Annotated in this window: 14 protein-coding genes; 11 read left to right on the forward strand and 3 right to left on the reverse strand. The window is 56.3% G+C overall.

Going from position 1 to position 20,267, the window contains the following annotated elements; all coding sequences use genetic code 11:
• Positions 1-9 precede the first annotated feature (9 nt).
• Complete coding sequence (gene rcsB, locus ACVV26_RS15030; RefSeq protein WP_125291583.1) at positions 10-660, forward strand: response regulator transcription factor RcsB; 651 nt, start codon at positions 10-12, stop codon at positions 658-660.
• Between the two features lie 35 nt (positions 661-695).
• Here the strand turns inward: rcsB and rcsC are convergent, their stop codons facing one another.
• Complete coding sequence (rcsC, locus tag ACVV26_RS15035) at positions 696-3,545, reverse strand: two-component system sensor histidine kinase RcsC (RefSeq protein WP_474798032.1); 2,850 nt, start codon at positions 3,543-3,545, stop codon at positions 696-698.
• A 257-nt stretch (positions 3,546-3,802) separates the two neighbouring features.
• On the opposite strand from rcsC, the gene atoS reads away from it, so the two are divergent.
• From atoS to ACVV26_RS15065, 6 genes are all read left to right on the forward strand, one after another.
• A complete protein-coding gene (gene atoS / locus ACVV26_RS15040; RefSeq protein ID WP_474798034.1) occupies positions 3,803-5,563 on the forward strand; it encodes a two-component system sensor histidine kinase AtoS in 1,761 nt (586 codons plus the stop codon).
• The gene (gene atoC, locus ACVV26_RS15045) at positions 5,560-6,933 is read left to right on the forward strand and encodes an acetoacetate metabolism transcriptional regulator AtoC (protein ID WP_474798036.1); all 1,374 of its coding nucleotides are present in this window, start codon (positions 5,560-5,562) and stop codon (positions 6,931-6,933) included. Before atoS ends, atoC begins: the two co-directional genes overlap by 4 nt.
• 207 nt (positions 6,934-7,140) lie before the next feature.
• A complete protein-coding gene (gene atoD / locus ACVV26_RS15050) occupies positions 7,141-7,797 on the forward strand; it encodes an acetate CoA-transferase subunit alpha (RefSeq protein ID WP_474798038.1) in 657 nt (218 codons plus the stop codon).
• A gap of 2 nt (positions 7,798-7,799) precedes the next feature.
• Complete coding sequence (locus ACVV26_RS15055) at positions 7,800-8,456, forward strand: 3-oxoacid CoA-transferase subunit B (protein ID WP_474798040.1); 657 nt, start codon at positions 7,800-7,802, stop codon at positions 8,454-8,456.
• On the forward strand, positions 8,453-9,775 hold the full coding sequence (locus ACVV26_RS15060) for a TIGR00366 family protein (RefSeq protein ID WP_474798042.1): 1,323 nt from the start codon (positions 8,453-8,455) through the stop codon (positions 9,773-9,775). Before ACVV26_RS15055 ends, ACVV26_RS15060 begins: the two co-directional genes overlap by 4 nt.
• Positions 9,776-9,799: 24 nt before the next feature.
• Positions 9,800-10,984, forward strand: coding sequence for an acetyl-CoA C-acetyltransferase (locus tag ACVV26_RS15065; protein WP_474798044.1), 1,185 nt, complete (start codon positions 9,800-9,802; stop codon positions 10,982-10,984).
• Between the two features lie 48 nt (positions 10,985-11,032).
• Here the strand turns inward: ACVV26_RS15065 and gyrA are convergent, their stop codons facing one another.
• Positions 11,033-13,669 carry a DNA topoisomerase (ATP-hydrolyzing) subunit A gene (gyrA, locus tag ACVV26_RS15070; protein WP_474798046.1) on the reverse strand — a complete coding sequence of 879 codons (2,637 nt, stop codon included), beginning with the start codon at positions 13,667-13,669 and terminating at the stop codon, positions 11,033-11,035.
• Positions 13,670-13,827: 158 nt separating this feature from the next.
• On the opposite strand from gyrA, the gene ubiG reads away from it, so the two are divergent.
• The 4 genes from ubiG (at position 13,828) to yfaE (ending at position 18,637) form a co-directional block, all read left to right on the forward strand.
• The gene (gene ubiG / locus ACVV26_RS15075; RefSeq protein ID WP_474798048.1) at positions 13,828-14,562 is read left to right on the forward strand and encodes a bifunctional 2-polyprenyl-6-hydroxyphenol methylase/3-demethylubiquinol 3-O-methyltransferase UbiG; all 735 of its coding nucleotides are present in this window, start codon (positions 13,828-13,830) and stop codon (positions 14,560-14,562) included.
• Positions 14,563-14,910: 348 nt separating this feature from the next.
• Positions 14,911-17,196, forward strand: a complete 2,286-nt coding sequence (gene nrdA, locus ACVV26_RS15080; RefSeq protein WP_312978320.1) for a class 1a ribonucleoside-diphosphate reductase subunit alpha — start codon at positions 14,911-14,913, stop codon at positions 17,194-17,196.
• 54 nt (positions 17,197-17,250) lie between these two features.
• Positions 17,251-18,381 (forward strand): class Ia ribonucleoside-diphosphate reductase subunit beta, encoded by a 1,131-nt coding sequence (gene nrdB, locus ACVV26_RS15085; RefSeq protein ID WP_165459955.1) that lies wholly within the window; start codon positions 17,251-17,253, stop codon positions 18,379-18,381.
• A 1-nt stretch (position 18,382) separates the two neighbouring features.
• Entirely contained in the window at positions 18,383-18,637 is a 255-nt protein-coding gene (gene yfaE / locus ACVV26_RS15090; protein WP_144130302.1) for a class I ribonucleotide reductase maintenance protein YfaE, read from the forward strand.
• Positions 18,638-18,676: 39 nt separating this feature from the next.
• Here the strand turns inward: yfaE and glpT are convergent, their stop codons facing one another.
• Entirely contained in the window at positions 18,677-20,029 is a 1,353-nt protein-coding gene (gene glpT / locus ACVV26_RS15095) for a glycerol-3-phosphate transporter (RefSeq protein ID WP_474798050.1), read from the reverse strand.
• Between the last annotated feature and the right edge of the window lie 238 nt (positions 20,030-20,267).

Raw genomic sequence — 20,267 nt, forward strand, 5'->3', positions numbered from 1 at the left:
GCCTATTACATGAACAATATGAACGTAATTATTGCCGATGATCATCCGATTGTACTGTTCGGTATTCGTAAATCTCTGGAACAAATCGAATGGGTGAATGTTGTCGGCGAGTTTGAAGACTCCACAGCACTGATTAACAATTTGCCTAAGCTCGACGCGCACGTGCTCATCACCGATCTCTCGATGCCGGGAGATAAATACGGTGACGGCATTACGCTGATCAAGTACATCAAACGCCATTTCCCGAATCTGTCCATCATCGTGCTGACGATGAATAACAACCCGGCGATTTTAAGCGCCGTGCTGGAGCTGGACATTGAAGGGATTGTGCTGAAGCAAGGTGCGCCAACGGACCTGCCGAAGGCCCTGGCCGCGCTGCAAAAAGGCAAGAAATTCACCCCGGAGAGCGTGTCTCGCCTGCTGGAGAAAATCAGCGCCAGCGGCTACGGCGACAAACGCCTGTCACCGAAAGAGAGCGAAGTACTGCGTCTCTTTGCTGAAGGCTTCCTGGTGACGGAGATTGCTAAAAAGCTTAACCGCAGTATTAAAACCATCAGTAGCCAGAAGAAGTCGGCGATGATGAAACTGGGCGTGGATAACGATATTGCCCTGCTGAACTACCTCTCTTCGGTGACGCTCGCGCCATCGGATAAAGAGTAAGTCCTCAAATGCCCTCCCGATGGAGGGCATTTTTTTTATTTACGTGCTTTACGAACCCGATCCGCATACAGCGCCAGCGTCTGCTTCAGCACATCCAGCGTCACCGGTTTTGACAGACAGCTGTCCATCCCGGATTCAATACAACGCTGCTTCTCTTCCGCCAATGCGTTTGCCGTGACGCCCACCACCGGCAGGGTCAACCCGAGCTGGCGAATACGCTGTGTCAGGCGATAACCATCCATATTCGGCATGTTGACGTCGCTTAATACGATATCGATATGGTTTTTCGCCAGCACGCTGAGCGCGTCCACGCCGTCGTTGGCGGTTTTACACTGATAGCCTAACGAACCCAGCTGATCGGCCAGTAAACGTCGGTTGATTGGATGATCGTCTACCACCAGGATCATCATGTCATCGTTCTGCTCGTTAACGCCGGTTGGGGCGGGCAACGCGCCATTAATCCCTGTCGCGCCGATATCGATACTGTAAATACGGCCCAGTAGCGCAATCAGGTCATGCGGCGCAGCCACGCTTTGCAGCCACACGCCGGGGCTTTGCTCAAACGGTACGCCAATATGGCGACGGCTGAAAACAATGGTCGCCCGCCCTTCCCACTCGTCGTCGAACACATCGTCAGTAATGAGTACATCGTCGACATCAGCACGCTGCCCGTCGTAACGCTGCGCGCGGATACCGCTATGCTCAAGCAACGATTCCAGATAGGTTTGCAAAGAGGCATTGCGTACCGCCAGTAAACAGCGCTTATCGGTCAGCCCCTCGACGCCATCAACCGGCATAGCCTGCGCTTTATACAGCGGAATACGCACCGTAAACTGGCTGCCGAGACCCGGTTCAGTATCAATGGCGATATCGCCGTCCATCATGGTGGTCAGTTTTTCACAAATCGCGAGGCCCAGCCCGGTGCCCTGGAAGTTACGCTGCACCCCAGTCCCCACCTGGAAGAACGGGTCAAACAGTTTGACCACCTCTTTGGCTGGAATGCCGACGCCGGTATCCCGCACCCTGAAGCGCAGATAACCGTCCGCCTGATCGACATGCAATATAATGCAGCCGACATCGGTAAATTTGATGGCATTGCTCAGCAGGTTGGAAATCACCTGCTGGATGCGGATCGGATCGCCCTGCAACGCCAGCGGCACATCGGGCTCGATAAAGCAGTACAGGCCGAGCTGCTTGCGCACCACCAGCGGCAGATAGTTGGCGGTAACGTGGCTCATTAATTCACGCGGCGAGAACTCGCGCGGTTCGATCTTGAGCTGCTCGGATTCGATTTTCGAGAAATCGAGAATATCGCTGATGATTTTCAGCAGCAGGCTGGAGGAGTTGTTCATCGCCGTCACCAGCCGGTCCACGCCTTTCGGCAGGGCTTTGGTCTGGAGCAAATCCAGGTTGCCGATAATGCCGTACAGCGGGGTACGCAATTCATGGCTGACGGTGGCGAGGAACATCGATTTCGACTGGCTGGCCTGCTCTGCGGCCTGGGCCATATCCTGCAATGACTCTTCCATTTTGACGCGCGCCGACACGTCCACCAGCACGCAGATCGCCACGTTTTCATTACGGTAGCGGGAGTGCACAAAGCTAATCTGCAAATTGGTATTGTTGCTGGTTAACACGTCGACGAAGTTAACCTGCTGGCCGCAGATAATTTGCGTCAGCCGCTGGCGGTCCTCGTGGGTCAGCATATTGAGATAGTTATGCGCCAGCTCGTTACTGAGAATATTCGAGCCGTCCTGGGTGCGCAGAATGCAAATCCCTACCGGTGCGGAGGCGACAATTTTACGGTTGAACTGCTCATGCTCTTCCAGCCGCTGGGCATCCACTTCCGCCGGAATAAAAATCCGCCGCTCGTACATCCGCGCCAGGGTGAACAGCACAATCCCCACCAGCACGTTCAGCAGCACGGCGTTTAAAATCAGCATCCGAATACGTTCCAGCACCATATCCACCGGCACCGAATAAACGATGCTCAGGGAGGACGGAGGCAGGTTCTTTTTCAGGATCAGCTCTTTAAAACCGGCGGTATAGCCAAACCAGGCACGATCCTGCACCCAGCGCGGATCGGGAACGATACGGGTTTCCGGGCCGGTCAGTGAAATCAGCGGATGGCTGTTTTCATCAAGGATCGTCACGCCCATCGGCAGGCTGCCGGGGGTAAAAAAGTTCTCCACGCGAATGGTCTGCTCGGTGCCTAACAGCGCCTGTAAGCGATTAGCCAGGTAAACCGGGGTAATGGCGTAGAAATTGCCCACGCCAGGGCGCGGCCCCTGCCCTATCCAGTACAGCCCGTTGGTGTGCTCTTCCTGCGGCTGGTTACGGTATTTCACGATCCGGTCATGGAACGACTTCAGAATGCTGTCACGCTCTACCGGGCGGTCGCGCAGGCCGAAGTTCGCCAGGCACATGTCCTCGGTCCCCACCAGGAACACGCGGTTTAAATCATAGGCCGCAGAAAAATTATCCCGCCAGTAGCGTAAGAACCAGGACATAGATTGCAGCGAGCCGCGCCAGGCGTTGCTCATCGCGTTGCAATCGGAATCCGACCACAGCGGCATAAACGCCGGGATTTCGGCGCTGTTGTCCCGCTTGCCCGCGCTTAATATTGCGCCGTCCGGGGTGTTGAGGCGGTTTTCAGCAATGTACTTCAGCTCTTTCATTACATCCGAAGTGCGCTGAATATAGCGCTGCGCCTGATCGAAGCTGAGGTTAAATTCCTGGCGGATTTCCGACTCTTTGTCATGCAGGGCGCTGACAATATAAAAAACCGAAAACAGCATGATCAGCAGCCATAGCAATAACGCCAGGGCGCGAAAAAGATAGCGAGAAACTTTCAGCGTGGTGCGAAAGGAGACGAAGTATTTCAAAGTGGTTCCGGTCGCTGTGGCAGGTAGTAAAAGAAATAATGCCGTTAAGGTAGCCGTAAAACGCCAGAGCCGCAATCTTCAGTGTTTGTCTGTATTTTGAACGCCAGCCGGGAAACGGCGGGCAATTCCGGCGATAATCGTTTTTTGTATCTCAGGGACAGGGATTTTTAGCCGTGCGCTTTTCACACTTACGGAAGATTCTCAAGCCACTCATCCCCCGTAAACTCCGCAACCAGCTTATCGTGATGGCCGTTTGTATGGTCACGATCCCGGTGCTGACGATGGGCTACGTGGTGGATAACGAAGGGCGGGCGGCGTTGATTGCCGAAAAAGAGAAGAAGCTGATGGCGGTAACCCGCCTGCTGGACGCCGCGCTGGGTGACACCTTCAGCCAGCCGTTGACGCTGCCCCGCGCGCAGCAAATTGCGGCGTTAAATCAGCAGCTCAGCGAGAAAACCGAACACATCGCCCAGGCGTTTCCCGGCATCGGCGCGGGATTTTACCATCGCCAACTGGATACCATTATCACCTATGCGCCGCAAGCCCAGTATAAAAGCAACGTCGGCGTCACTATCGCACCGGACCATCCGGGCCGGTCGGTGATGGCGAACCGCGAGCCGCGCGTTTATTCCGGCAAACAGGTGCGCGGCCATATCCTCAACGCCATGATCCCTGTCGTTCGCCACGGCGAGGTACAGGGCTACATCTGGGCTAACGAGCTTTCGGAGGATATCAGCCTACAGGCGGAACGCCTGGACTGGAATATTGTGGTGGTGCTGTCGGTCGGCTTGATGTTAAGCCTGCTGTTGATCGTGCTGGCGTCGCGGCGCTTCAGCGCCAGTATTGACGTGATTACCCACGGCCTGGATAACCTTGCCCAGGATCACTCTACCCGCCTGCCTGAATTGCCCGGCGAGATGGGCAAAATCAGCCACAGCGTCAATATGCTGGCCCAGACGCTGCGCGAAACCCAGACCCTGAACGATCTGATTATCGAAAACGCCGCCGACGGGGTGATCGCGGTGGATAAACAGGGACGGGTCACCACCATGAACCCGGCCGCCGAGCACATTACCGGCTACACCTTACTGGAGCTGCTCGGCAAACCCTATTCCAGTATTTTTATAGATACCGGCTTTGACAGCCCGGTGCTGGAAACGCTGCAACAGGGCACCGGCCATGTGGCGCTGGAAATCAGCTTTCCGGCGCGGGAACGCACCATTGAAATCAGCGTGACCACCAGCCAAATCCATAATGCCCAGGGCGAACTCATCGGTGCGCTGGTGATATTTTCTGACTTAACCGCGCGTAAAGAGACCCAGCGGCGGCTGGCCCAGACTGAACGCCTGGCCACCCTGGGCGAGCTGATGGCGGGCGTCGCCCACGAGGTGCGCAACCCGCTGACCGCGATTAAAGGCTACGCGCAAATCCTGAAACAGCATGATTTGAAGGTGGAGCATCAGCAGTATCTGGCGGTGATCCTCAAAGAGATCGACTCGATTAACCGGGTGATTCAGCAGCTACTCGATTTCGCCCGTCCGCGCCACGGGCACTGGCAGCCGGTCCGGCTTAATCAGCTGCTTGACGAATGCCTGGTGCTGATTCAAACCTCCGGTCTGGAGGCGCGGATTCATTTCTCTACCCACTACGACACGTCGCTGGATGCCATTGACGCTGACGGCGAACTGCTTAAACAGGTGCTGCTTAATATCCTGATCAACGCCGTCCAGGCCATCAGCGCCCGCGGCAACATCACGATCCGCACCCTGCGCTGGGATGACGGTCATCAGGCCATTGAGATCCAGGATGACGGTTGCGGCATCGCCCCGGAACACCAGAAAAAAATCTTCGATCCCTTTTTCACGACCAAAGCCTCGGGGACTGGGCTTGGACTGGCGCTTAGCCAGCGGATCATCAATGCCCATCACGGCGATATCCACCTGGTGAGCGAGCCCGGTCATGGCGCGACCTTTACCTTAATTTTGCCGCTTCACTTTCAGGGAACGCAGCCGTTATGAAACCGATGTATCGCATTCTGATTGTCGACGACGAAGAAAACGTGCGTCTGATGCTCAACACCGCTTTTACGCTGTCCGGTCATCACACCCTGTGCGCCCGAAACGGCGTCGAAGCGCTGCAACTGTTTCGCGACAGCCAGCCGGACGTGGTGTTGATGGATATCCGCATGCCGGAATTAAACGGCCTTGAGGCCCTTCAGCAAATGCATGCCATCAACCCGAAAATCCCAGTGGTGTTGATGACCGCCTATGCCGCCGTAGAAACGGCGGTTGAAGCGCTGCGTAAGGGCGCGTTTGATTATGTGATCAAACCCTTCGATCTCGAAGAGCTGAATATGGTGATTAACCGTGCGCTCCAGCTCCAGTCGATGAAAGAGGAGATCCGCGAACTGCACCAGGCGTTGAGCGAAAGTTGGCAGTGGGGACATATTCTCACCAATACGCCGTGCATGATGGAAATCTGCCGGGATACCGCGAAAATTGCGCTGAGCAACGCCAACGTGCTGATTTCCGGGGAGAGCGGCACAGGCAAAGAGCTGATTGCCCGCGCCATTCACTACCACAGCCGCCGCGCCAGCGGGCCGTTTATCAAAATTAACTGCGCCGCCCTGCCCGATTCACTGCTGGAAAGCGAGCTGTTCGGCCATGAAAAAGGAGCGTTTACCGGCGCGCAGGGGCTGCGCCAGGGTCTGTTTGAACGCGCCCATCACGGCACGCTGCTGCTGGATGAAATTGGCGAAATGCCGCTTAATTTGCAGGTTAAACTGCTACGCGTATTGCAGGAGCGGGAGTTTGAGCGGGTTGGCGGCAGCCAGACGATTAAAGTCGATATCCGCATTCTGGCTGCCACCAACCGTAATCTGGCGGAGAGCGTGGCGCAGGGCCAGTTCCGCGAGGATCTGTTTTACCGGCTCAACGTGATTCATCTGGAAATCCCCCCGCTGCGCCAGCGGCCAGGCGATGTTCCCCTGCTCGCCAATCATTTTGCGCAAAAATTCGCGTCGGAAAACCAGCGCGACATCATCGAAATCGATCCGCAGGCGCTGGCGCTACTGAACGCCTGGCCGTGGCCTGGCAACGTTCGGGAACTGGCCAACGTCATGGAACGCGCGGTGATCATGAGTACCGGCGTGGTGATATTTGCAGAAGACCTGCCGCTGGAATTTCAGCGTGGCTCGATGGTGCAGGAAGGTGCCACGCTCCCCACCGCCATGCAGGGCAGCCTGAAAGAAGCCGTGAAAGCCTATGAAAAACAACTACTGCTAAGCGCGCTGGCAAGGCACGACGGAAACCGCACCCATACCGCCCTGGAGCTGGGCATCAGCCGCCGCGCGCTGATGTACAAATTGCAGGAATACGGCATCGACTAACCCCGCCAGTCACCGTTTTTTGCCAGGCAATTATTTGCACACTGTGCAATTTCTTGCCTGGTTCCTTCCAGCTTACGGCCCGCCAACGCCTGATAAAAACCCTTTTATAACAGTATGTTGTAATTAATTTGAATCCACTCTCCTCTCTGGCACTCCCCTTGCTATTACCGCTACGTACCCATTACGGAGTCATCATAGGGAAGTCATATGAAAGAGAAACAACTCACGCTACAGCAGGCCAGTCGCTTCTTCCGCGATGGCATGACAATTATGGTCGGCGGTTTTATGGGGGTAGGCACCCCGCCCCGTCTGGTGGATGCGCTGCTGGCCTCCAGCGTGCGCGATTTAACGCTTATCGTTAACGACACCGCGTTTGTGGATGTCGGCATTGGCCCGTTGATTGTTAATGGTCGGGTTAAGAAAGTCATCGCCTCCCATATCGGCACTAACCCGGAAACCGGACGGCGGATGATCGCGGGAGAAATGGAGGTGCAGTTGGTGCCCCAGGGCACACTGATCGAACAGATCCGCTGCGGCGGCGCGGGCCTGGGCGGCGTACTGACCCCAACCGGCGTCGGTACCGTAGTGGAAGAAGGCAAACACCTCCTCACCCTCGATGGCAAACAATATTTACTGGAACGCGCCCTGCGCGCCGACCTGGCGCTGATCCGCGCCCATCAGGCCGATGCCCTCGGCAATCTGACCTATCAACTTAGCGCACGCAACTTCAACCCACTTATCGCCCTCGCGGCGGATATCACCCTGGTAGAAGCCGACGAGATTGTGCCGGTCGGCGCTATCGCCCCCGATCACGTCGTCACGCCAGGCGCGGTTATCGACCACATCATTTCCCAGGAAGCCTAATCATGGATGCTAAACAACGTATTGCGCGCCGCGTGGCGCTGGAACTCAACGATGGCGACATCGTTAACCTGGGGATTGGTTTACCCACGCTGGTCGCGAACTATTTACCTGGCGATGTACATATCACGCTGCAATCGGAGAACGGCTTTCTTGGCCTCGGCCCGGTGACTGAACAGCACCCGGACCTGGTGAATGCCGGCGGGCAGCCGTGCGGCATTCTGCCTGGCGCGGCGATATTCGACAGCGCCATGTCCTTTGCCCTGATCCGCGGCGGCCATGTGGATGCCTGCGTACTGGGCGGGTTACAGGTCGATCAGGAAGCCAACCTGGCGAACTGGGTCGTGCCGGGGAAAATGGTGCCCGGTATGGGCGGCGCGATGGATCTGGTGACCGGCGCGCGCAAAGTGATTATCGCCATGGAGCACTGCGCCAAAGACGGCTCGGCAAAAATCCTGCGTCACTGCACTATGCCGCTTACCGCGCAACATGCGGTCAATATGCTGGTTACCGAACTGGCTGTATTTGAGTTTATCGACGGCAAAATGTGGCTTATCGAAACCGCGCCGGGCGTGGATGTCGACACCGTTCGCGCCCGTACCGAAGCGGAGTTCTCTGTATCCAGCGGCCTGAAAACCATGGCTGAGCGAGGTGCGTCATGATTGGCCGTATTTCCCGCCTGATGACACGCCTGGTCAGCCGCTATCTGCCGGACCCGCTGATTTTCGCCATGCTGCTGACGTTAATTACCTTTGGCATCGCCCTGTGGCTGACGCCGCACACCCCGCTCGATATGGTGAAAATGTGGGGCGACGGCTTCTGGAATCTGCTGGCCTTTGGTATGCAGATGGCGCTGATTATCGTGACCGGCCACGCGCTGGCCAGCTCCGGCCCGGTGAAAAAAATCCTGCGTACCGCCGCGTCAGCGGCCCGTACACCGGTACAGGGCGTGATGCTGGTGACCTTTTTCGGTTCCGTCGCCTGCGTGATTAACTGGGGCTTTGGCCTGGTGGTCGGCGCGATGTTCGCCCGGGAAGTGGCCCGCCGCGTACCGGGTTCAGACTATCCGCTGTTAATCGCCTGCGCCTATATCGGCTTTCTGACCTGGGGTGGCGGATTTTCGGGTTCGATGCCCTTACTCGCCGCCACGCCGGGCAACCCGGTTGAGCATATCGCCGGGCTGGTGCCGGTCGGCCAGACGCTGTTTGCAGGCTTCAATATTTTCATCACCCTGGGCCTGATTGCGGTGATGCCGTTCGTTACCCGCCTGATGATGCCGAAAGCGGGCGATGTGGTGTCTGTCGATCCGAAACTGCTGATAGAAGAGCCGGATTTTCAGAAAGCGCTGCCGAAAGACGCGCCGCCGTCGGAACGCCTGGAAGAGAGCCGCATTCTGGCGCTGATTATCGGTGCGTTGGGGATTGTTTACCTCGGTTTCTACTTCGCTGAGAAAGGGTTCAACATCACCATCAACACCGTCAACATGATGTTTATGATTGTCGGTTTACTGCTGCACAAAACCCCGATGGCCTATATGCGCGCCATCGTCGCAGCCGCCCGCAGCACCGCAGGCATTCTGGTGCAGTTCCCGTTCTATGCCGGGATCCAGTTGATGATGGAACACTCCGGCCTCGGCGGTCTGATTACCGAGTTCTTCATCAACGTCGCTAATAAAGACACCTTCCCGGTAATGACTTTCTTCAGCTCCGCGCTGATCAACTTTGCCGTGCCGTCAGGCGGCGGTCACTGGGTGATCCAGGGACCGTTTGTGATGCCTGCCGCCCAGGCGCTGGGTGCCGACCTGGGTAAATCCGTGATGGCTATCGCCTACGGCGAGCAGTGGATGAACATGGCGCAGCCATTCTGGGCTTTACCGGCACTGGCTATTGCGGGCCTCGGGGTGCGCGACATCATGGGTTACTGCATCACCGCCCTGCTGTTCTCTGGTGTCATCTTCGTCATCGGGCTGACGCTGTTTTAACGTCACTTTAAAAAGGAATCGAACATGAAAAATGCCGTTATTGTCAGCGCCGTACGTACGGCGATGGGCAGCTTCAATGGTGCGCTGGCAGGCGTCAGCGCGGTAGATTTAGGGGCAACCGTCATTCGGGAAGCGCTACACCGCGCCGGGCTGGACGGGCAGCCGATTGACGAAGCCATCATGGGTAACGTATTACAGGCCGGGCTGGGGCAAAACCCGGCGCGTCAGGCGCTGCTGAAAGCGGGTTTACCGGAATCGGTCTGCGGTTTTACAGTGAATAAAGTGTGCGGTTCGGGGCTGAAAAGCGTGGCGCTGGCGGCGCAGGCGATTCAGGCAGGCCACGCGAAGGCGCTGGTAGCCGGCGGGATGGAAAACATGAGCCTGGCGCCCTATCTGCTGAACGCGAAAGCGCGCTGGGGCTACCGGCTGGGCGACGGCGAACTTTCGGATGTGATCCTGCGTGATGGCCTGATGTGCGCCACGGAAGGCTACCATATGGGCATCACGGCAGAAAACGTCGCGAAAGCCCACGGCATCACGCGCGCGATGCAGGATCAAGCCGCGCTGCATTCTCAACAAAAAGCGCAGGCCGCGATTGAATCTGGCGCATTCGCCAGGGAAATCGTGCCGGTGACGGTGAAAAGCCGTAAAGCGGAAAGCCAGTTCGCCGTCGATGAGTTCCCCAAAGCGGGCACCACGCTGGACGGGCTGTCGTCGCTACGCCCGGCATTCGATAAAAATGGCACCGTGACAGCCGGAAACGCCTCGGGAATAAACGACGGCGCGGCGGCGCTGGTGGTGATGGACGAAAACGCCGCACGCGCGGCGGGCTTAACGCCGTTAGCGCGTATTCGTGGCTTTGCCAGCGGCGGCGTTGCGCCGTCGATGATGGGCCTCGGTCCGGTGCCTGCGACGCAAAACGTGTTGCAGCAAACCGGGTTAACGCTGGCGGATATCGATTTAATCGAAGCCAACGAAGCCTTTGCCGCGCAGTTCCTTGCCGTCGGCCAGTTGCTGGATGTCGATATGGAGAAGGTGAACGTCAACGGCGGCGCGATTGCGCTGGGCCACCCCATCGGAGCCAGCGGCGCGCGGATTCTGGTCACCCTGCTCCACGCCCTGGCGGCGCGGGATAAGACTCTCGGCCTGGCGACGTTGTGCATCGGCGGCGGGCAAGGCATTGCGATGATTGTTGAAAGGATGAACTAATAAAAAAGGGCCGGATTATCCGGCCCTGTTGTTACTGGCTGCTAACGATTACTCTTCAGCGTCGTCAGCCGCATCATCGTCGTTGTCCGCTTCCGGCGCGATTTCATCATCGCCTTCTGCGACGCTACCGTCGATGCTGTCCAGCTCTTCGTCATCCACCGGCTCGGCAACACGTTGCAGGCCCACCACGTTTTCATCTTCCGCGGTACGGATCAGGATCACGCCCTGGGTGTTACGGCCCACCACGCTGATTTCCGATACGCGGGTACGGACTAAAGTACCGGCATCGGTGATCATCATGATCTGGTCGCAATCATCAACCTGAACTGCACCAACCACCGGGCCATTACGCTCGGTGACTTTAATCGAGATAACGCCTTTGGTGGCGCGCGACTTGGTGGGATATTCATCCGCCGCCGTGCGTTTACCGTAGCCGTTTTGCGTCACGGTCAGGATGGCCCCTTCGCCGCGCGGCACAATCAGTGATACCACGCTGTCGCCGTCCATCAGACGGATACCGCGTACCCCGGTGGCGGTACGGCCCATCGGACGCACCGCGTCGTCTTTGAAGCGCACCACTTTGCCCTGCGCGGAGAACAGCATCACTTCATCGCTACCGGAGGTCAGATCCACGCCGATCAGCTCATCGCCTTCATTAAGATTGACGGCGATGATGCCCGCAGTACGCGGACGGCTGAACTCTTTAAGCGCAGTTTTCTTCACGGTGCCGCTGGCGGTCGCCATAAACACGTTGACGCCTTCGGCATACTCGCGCACCGGCAGGATCGCGGTGATACGTTCGTTGGCTTCCAGCGGCAGCAGGTTGACGATCGGGCGGCCACGCGCGCCACGGCTCGCTTCCGGCAGTTGGTAAACCTTCATCCAGTACAGACGGCCCCGGCTTGAGAAGCACAAGATGGTGTCGTGGGTGTTGGCCACCAGCAGGCGGTCGATAAAGTCTTCTTCTTTAATGCGTGCGGCAGACTTGCCTTTACCGCCACGGCGCTGCGCCTCGTAATCGGTCAGCGGCTGATACTTCACGTAGCCCTGATGCGACAGGGTGACTACCACGTCTTCCTGGCTGATCAGATCTTCAATGTTGATATCAGCGGTGTTGGCGGTGATTTCGGTACGGCGTTTGTCGCCGAACTGATCGCGCACCAGCTCCAGCTCTTCACGGATCACTTCCATCAGACGGTCGGCGCTGCCCAAAATGTGCAGCAGCTCGGCGATCTGGGTCAGCAGCTCTTTGTACTCGTCGAGCAGTTTTTCATGCTCAAGGCCGGTGAGTTTTTGCAGACGCAGGTCGAGGATCGCCTGGGCCTGTTGCTCGGTCAGCCAGTATTTGCCGTCGCGAATACCGTATTCCGGCTCCAGCCACTCCGGACGCGCGGCATCATCGCCCGCGCCTTCCAGCATCGCTTTCACGTTGCCCAAATCCCACGGCTGGGCAATCAGGCCTGCTTTCGCTTCCGCCGGGGTCGGCGCACGGCGAATCAGCTCGATAATCGGGTCGATGTTCGCCAGCGCAATCGCCAGTGCTTCTAAGATGTGCGCACGGTCGCGGGCTTTACGCAGTTCAAAAATGGTACGGCGGGTCACCACTTCACGGCGGTGACGTACAAACGCCGACAGGATCTCTTTCAGGGTCATGATCTTCGGCTGGCCATGGTGCAGTGCCACCATGTTGATGCCGAAGGAGACCTGAAGCTGAGTCTGGGAATACAGGTTGTTCAGGACAACCTCGCCCACCGCGTCGCGTTTGATTTCAATCACGATGCGCATCCCGTCTTTATCAGACTCGTCACGCAGCGCGCTGATGCCTTCAACGCGTTTGTCCTTCACCAGCTCGGCAATCTTCTCAATCAGGCGCGCTTTGTTCACCTGGTACGGAATTTCATGCACGATGATGGTTTCACGGCCAGTTTTCGCATCCGCTTCGACTTCAGCGCGGGCGCGAATATAAATCTTGCCGCGACCGGTGCGGTACGCTTCTTCAATACCGCGACGGCCATTGATGATGGCGGCAGTCGGGAAATCAGGGCCCGGAATGTGTTCCATCAGGCCTTCAACGCTGATGTCTTCATCGTCGATATAGGCCAGGCAGCCGTTGATCACCTCGGTGAGGTTGTGCGGCGGAATGTTGGTCGCCATGCCCACCGCGATACCGGAGGAGCCGTTAACCAACAAATTCGGAATTTTGGTCGGCATGACGTCAGGGATTTTTTCCGTGCCGTCATAGTTATCAACGAAATCAACGGTTTCCTTGTCGAGATCGGCCATTAATTCATGGGCGATTTTCGACATGCGGATTTCGGTGTAGCGCATCGCTGCGGCGGAGTCGCCGTCCACGGAGCCGAAGTTACCCTGGCCGTCGACCAGCATATAACGCAGGGAAAACGGCTGCGCCATACGAACGATAGTGTCATAAACCGCGGAGTCACCATGGGGGTGGTATTTACCGATGACGTCACCCACGACACGCGCGGATTTTTTGTAGGCTTTATTCCAGTCATTGCCTAAAACGTTCATGGCGTAAAGTACGCGACGGTGTACCGGCTTCAGGCCATCTCGGACATCCGGAAGCGCGCGGCCGACAATAACCGACATCGCGTAATCCAGATAGGAGCTTTTCAGCTCTTCCTCAATGTTGACCGGTGTAATTTCTCTGGCAAGGTCGCTCATCTGACCGTTATCCCTCTACTGTGTCCCGGAATCAAAGGTCGGAAATTATAACACAGTACGCCTGATTCCGGTAAGTCGAATGACCGGCGCGAAGGGTTTATTAGCCGCCTTCGCCTGTTATACTCGACCTAATTGAGAACAAAGGAGTAGTAGCGCTGATGAATGCCGAAAAACCGCCGGTTGCACATAACGTCGATCGGGGCGAAATCGCCAAATTTGAAGCCGTGGCCTCCCAGTGGTGGGACACCGAAGGCGAGTTCAAGCCCCTGCACCGCATTAACCCGCTGCGCCTGGGCTATATCACCGAGCGCGCAGGCGGCCTGTTTGGCAAAACCGTGCTGGACGTCGGCTGCGGCGGCGGCATCCTGAGCGAGAGCATGGCGCGCCAGGGCGCGACCGTGACCGGTTTGGATATGGGCGCAGAACCGCTACAGGTGGCGCGTTTACATGCGCTGGAAAGCGGCGTGGCGGTGGATTACGTCCAGGAAACCGTGGAAGAACATGCCGCAAAGCACCCACAGAAATATGACGTGGTGACCTGCATGGAGATGCTGGAGCACGTGCCGGACCCGGCCTCGGTGGTTCACGCCTGCGCCCAACTGGTGAAACCCGGCGGCCACGTGTTCTTTTCCACACTCAACCGCAACGGCAAATCCTGGCTGATGGCGGTGGTTGGCGCTGAATACATTCTGCGCATGGTGCCCAAAGGCACCCACGATATTAAGAAATTTATCAAGCCTGCCGAACTGCTGAACTGGGTGGATAACACACCGCTTCAGGAACGCCACATGACCGGGTTACATTTTAACCCGTTGACCAACCGTTTTAGCCTTGGTCCAGGGGTAGATGTGAATTATATGTTGCACACCCAGGCGAAAAATCAGAATCAGTAATCGTTTTTTGATCTCATGATTGCGCAGCATCCCGTTGCGCAATTCACTTTAGCGACCAGGAAATCGGCACTCGATCAAATTTTGAATTTTTTTTCTAAGTTATTGACAGAACCCTTAGGCCTTATGACACCTGCACTTAGCCAAAAACTGCGTTTCGTAACCGCAAATTAACATCAAAATCAACCCTTGTTCTGAAAAGATTCCCTACTAGAATACTCACCATATAGCGTCTCACTTATCTCATAGCCCCCATATATAGTATTTATCCACAGGCTTAGCCACAAAAGCCAGATTGTGGATAAACGGGGGGATATTTCTTTTTTCACGGACATTCACGGACAGGTAAACATGAATCAGAGTCTGCTGGTTACAAAACGCGACGGCGGTCAGGAGCGTATCAATCTGGATAAAATCCACCGCGTCCTCGACTGGGCTGCGGAAGGGTTAAGCAACGTGTCGGTCTCGCAGGTTGAGTTACGCTCCCATATTCAGTTTTATGACGGCATCAAGACTTCCGATATCCATGAAACCATCATCAAAGCGGCAGCGGATCTGATCTCCCGCGACGCGCCGGACTACCAGTACCTGGCTGCCCGCCTGGCGATTTTCCACCTGCGTAAAAAAGCCTACGGCCAGTTCGAGCCGCCGAAACTTTACGACCACGTTGTGAAGATGATTGAGCTCGGCAAATACGACAGTCATCTGCTGGAAGACTACACGGAAGAAGAGTTCCAGCAGATGGACGGTTTTATCGACCACTGGCGCGATATGAACTTCTCCTACGCCGCCGTGAAGCAGCTGGAAGGCAAATACCTGGTGCAGAACCGCGTTACTGGTGAAATCTACGAGAGCGCCCAGTTCCTGTATATCCTGGTGGCAGCCTGCCTGTTCTCCAACTACCCGCGTGAAACTCGTCTGGACTACGTGAAGCGTTTCTATGACGCGGTATCGCTGTTCAAAATTTCGCTGCCGACGCCGATCATGTCCGGTGTGCGCACCCCAACCCGCCAGTTCAGTTCCTGTGTGCTGATCGAGTGCGGCGACAGCCTGGACTCTATCAACGCCACCTCCAGCGCCATTGTGAAATACGTTTCCCAGCGCGCCGGTATCGGCATCAACGCGGGCCGTATCCGTGCGCTGGGCAGCCCGATCCGCGGCGGCGAAGCGTTCCACACCGGCTGTATCCCGTTCTATAAGCACTTCCAGACGGCGGTGAAATCCTGCTCCCAGGGCGGCGTGCGCGGCGGTGCGGCAACACTGTTCTACCCAATGTGGCATCTGGAAGTCGAAAGCCTGCTGGTGCTGAAAAACAACCGTGGCGTGGAAGGCAACCGCGTACGTCACATGGACTACGGCGTGCAGATCAACAAACTGATGTACACCCGTCTGCTGAAGGGCGAAGAGATCACCCTGTTCAGTCCGTCCGACGTCCCGGGCCTGTATGACGCGTTCTTCGCCGATCAGGACGAGTTCGAGCGTCTGTACACTAAATACGAAAAAGACGACAGCATCCGCAAGCAGCGTATTAAAGCGGTCGAACTGTTCTCCCTGATGATGCAGGAACGCGCCTCGACTGGCCGTATCTACATCCAGAACGTTGACCACTGCAACACCCACAGCCCGTTTGACCCGGTTGTCGCGCCGGTGCGCCAGTCCAACCTGTGCCTGGAAATCGCCCTGCCGACCAAACCGCTGGAAGACGTTAACGACGAAAACGGCGAAATCGCCCTGTGCACCCTGTCGGCGTTCAACCTCGGCGCGATCGATTCTCTGGACGATCTCGAAGAGCTGGCGACCCTGGCGGTGCGCGCGCTGGATGCCCTGCTCGATTACCAGGACTACCCGATTCTGGCGGCCAAACGCGGTGCGATGGGCCGTCGTACCCTGGGTATCGGCGTGATTAACTTCGCTTACTACCTGGCGAAGCACGGCGTGCGTTATTCCGACGGCAGCGCGAACAACCTGACGCACAAAACGTTTGAAGCCATTCAGTACTACCTGCTGAAAGCCTCTAACGAGCTGGCGAAAGAGCAAGGCGCGTGCCCGTGGTTCAACGAAACCACTTACAGCCAGGGCGTTCTGCCGATCGATACCTATAAAAAGGATCTCGACGGTATTACCAGCGAGAAACTGCATCTGGACTGGGAAGCCCTGCGTGAGTCAATCAAAACCCACGGCCTGCGTAACTCCACGCTTTCCGCGCTGATGCCGTCTGAGACCTCATCGCAGATCTCCAACGCCACCAACGGTATTGAGCCGCCGCGCGGCCACGTGAGCATTAAAGCCTCCAAAGACGGCATTCTGCGTCAGGTGGTGCCGGACTATGAGCTGCTGAAAAATAACTACGAGCTGCTGTGGGAAATGCCGGGCAACGACGGTTACCTGCAACTGGTTGGCATCATGCAGAAGTTTATCGACCAGTCGATTTCGGCGAACACCAACTATGATCCGACCCGCTTCCCGTCAGGTAAAGTGCCGATGCAGCAACTGCTGAAAGACTTGCTCACCGCCTATAAATTCGGCGTGAAAACCCTGTACTATCAAAACACCCGCGACGGTGCGGAAGATGCGCAGGACGATCTGGCCCCGTCGATTCAGGACGACGGCTGCGAAAGCGGCGCGTGCAAAATCTAAAAAATCAGGGCGGGGATTTCCCCGCCTTTATTCCGTAAGACAGGACTCTTATTCATGGCATACACCACCTTTTCACAGACCAAAAACGACCAGCTACTGGAGCCGATGTTTTTTGGCCAGTCGGTTAACGTGGCCCGCTACGATCAGCAAAAATATGACATCTTCGAAAAGCTGATCGAAAAGCAACTCTCCTTCTTCTGGCGTCCTGAAGAAGTGGACGTTTCCCGCGACCGTATCGATTACCAGGCGTTGCCGGATCACGAAAAACACATCTTCATCAGCAACCTGAAATACCAGACGCTGCTGGACTCTATCCAGGGCCGTAGCCCGAACGTCGCGCTGCTGCCGCTGATTTCTATTCCCGAGCTGGAAACCTGGGTAGAAACCTGGGCGTTCTCCGAGACCATCCACTCACGCTCTTATACCCATATCATCCGCAACATCGTTAACGATCCGGCGATTGTGTTTGACGATATCGTCACCAACGACGAAATCTTAAAGCGCGCCAAAGATATCTCCGGCTATTACGACGACCTGATCGAGATGACCAGCTACTGGCATCTGCTGGGCGAAGGCACCCACACGGTGAACGGCAAAACCGTGACCGTTAACCTGCGTAGCCTGAAAAAGCAGTTATATCTGTGCCTGATGAGCGTGAACGCGCTGGAAGCGATTCGCTTCTACGTCAGCTTTGCCTGTTCCTTCGCCTTCGCCGAGCGCGAGCTGATGGAAGGCAACGCCAAAATCATTCGCCTGATCGCCCGCGACGAAGCGCTGCACCTGACCGGCACCCAGCACATGCTGAACCTGATGCGTTCCGGCGCGGATGACCCGGAAATGGCGGAAATCGCCGAAGAGTGCAAACAGGAATCTTACGATCTGTTCGTACTGGCGGCGCAGCAGGAAAAAGAGTGGGCGGATTACCTGTTCCGCGACGGTTCAATGATCGGCCTGAACAAAGACATTCTGTGCCAGTACGTGGAATACATTACCAACATCCGCATGCAGGCTGTTGGGCTCGATCTGCCGTTCAAAACCCGCTCCAACCCGATTCCGTGGATTAACACCTGGCTGGTATCGGATAACGTGCAGGTTGCGCCGCAGGAAGTGGAAGTAAGCTCTTACCTGGTCGGCCAGATTGACTCGGAAGTCGATACCGACGACCTGAGCAATTTCCAGCTTTAAGATGGGCCGTATTACGCTTCGCCTCTCTGGCGCACAGCTGCTGTGCCAGGATGAGCACCCTTCCCTGCTGGCGGCGCTGGAGTCGCATAAAATTGCGGTGGAATATCAGTGTCGTGAAGGGTATTGCGGTTCGTGCCGTACCCGTTTACATGCGGGCGAAGTGACCTGGCTGATTGAGCCGCTGGCGTTTATCGAGCCGGGGGACATTCTCCCCTGCTGTTGCCGGGCGCAGGGCGATATTGAAATCGAACTGTAGAAAGGAAAAAGGCTGAGCCCGTAAGCTCAGCCTTTTTTATTACCCGCGTTTCGCGAGCACTTCCTGGTGATGCTTACGCTCACCAATCATTACCACGATCAACAACAGCACCGCTAAAATGCTGCCGCCGATCATCACCATAAAACCGCCGTCCCAGCCGAAGAAGTCCACGGTGTAACCGACGATGGCGCTCGCGGCAACCGAACCGCCGAGATAACCAAACAGACCGGTGAAGCCTGCCGCCGTACCCGCTGCTTTTTTCGGCGCCAGCTCCAGCGCATGTAGACCAATCAGCATCACCGGACCATAAATCAGGAAGCCGATAATGATCATACAGGCCATATCCACGTGCGGGTTGCCCGCCGGGTTGAGCCAGTAAACGATGGTCGCGATGGTCACCAGCGTCATAAAGAACACGCCGGTTGCGCCACGGTTGCCTTTAAACACTTTGTCCGACATCCAGCCGCACAGCAGCGTGCCCGGTATCCCCGCATACTCATACAGGAAGTAGGCCCAGGAGGATTTATCCAGCGCGAAATGCTTCACTTCACGCAGATAGGTCGGCGACCAGTCGAGGATGCCGTAACGCAGCAGGTAAACAAACACGTTGGCGATAGCGATATACCACAGCAATTTGTTAGGCAGAACGTACTGCATAAAAATCTGCTTCGCGGTCAGCTCTTCTTCGTGCTTATCGCTGTAATCATCCGGGTAGTCGTTTTTGTACTCTTCAATCGGCGGCAGACCGCAGGACTGCGGGGTATCACGCATCAGCGCAAAGGCAATCAGCGCCACGATGATGGCCCCGAAAGCAGGCATATACAGCGCCGCTTTCCAGTCGTTAAACCACGCCATACCGAGCAGGAACAGCAGCGGAGGAAGCCCGCCGCCCACGTTATGGGCGCAGTTCCATACCGAGACAATCCCGCCGCGCTCTTTCTGCGACCACCAGTGCACCATAGTACGGCCACACGGCGGCCACCCCATGCCCTGGAACCAGCCGCACAAGAACAGCAGTACGAACATAATCGCAATGCTTGATGTCGCCCAGGGCACGAAACCCATAAACAGCATTACCGCCGCCGCCAGAATCAAACCGGCAGGCAGAAACACGCGCGGGTTGGAGCGGTCAGACACCGAACCCATGATGAACTTCGAAAAGCCGTAAGCAATGGAAATGCCCGACAGCGCAAAACCCAGATCCCCGCGTGAAAATCCTTGTTCAATCAAATACGGCATTGCCAGCGCGAAGTTTTTTCGCACCAGATAATAGGCCGCGTACCCAAAAAATATCCCCATGAAAATCTGCCAGCGTAACCGGCGGTAAACGGGATCGATCTTTTCTGCAGGCAATCTTGCCGAATGCGCTGCAGGTTTAAAGATACTTAGCATTGCTCTCTCCAGGCCCAGATAAGTACTCAACGAAAACAAAAGACAACGGAAACTTTCTTTTCCGAGCGTGATAGTAGTCAAAATTAAATGTAAATGCTGTGAAACATCGCACATATTGTTTCACTTTTATTACAATCGAACAAAAAAGCGTATTACAAAGGAATATATTTTCGTTTTTCGTTCGAATTTGCTCGTTATCAAACAAACCACATCAATAATGTGGCTAAATGGTGAACAC

Source organism: Atlantibacter sp. MEI4A-1023 (assembly GCF_056155425.1).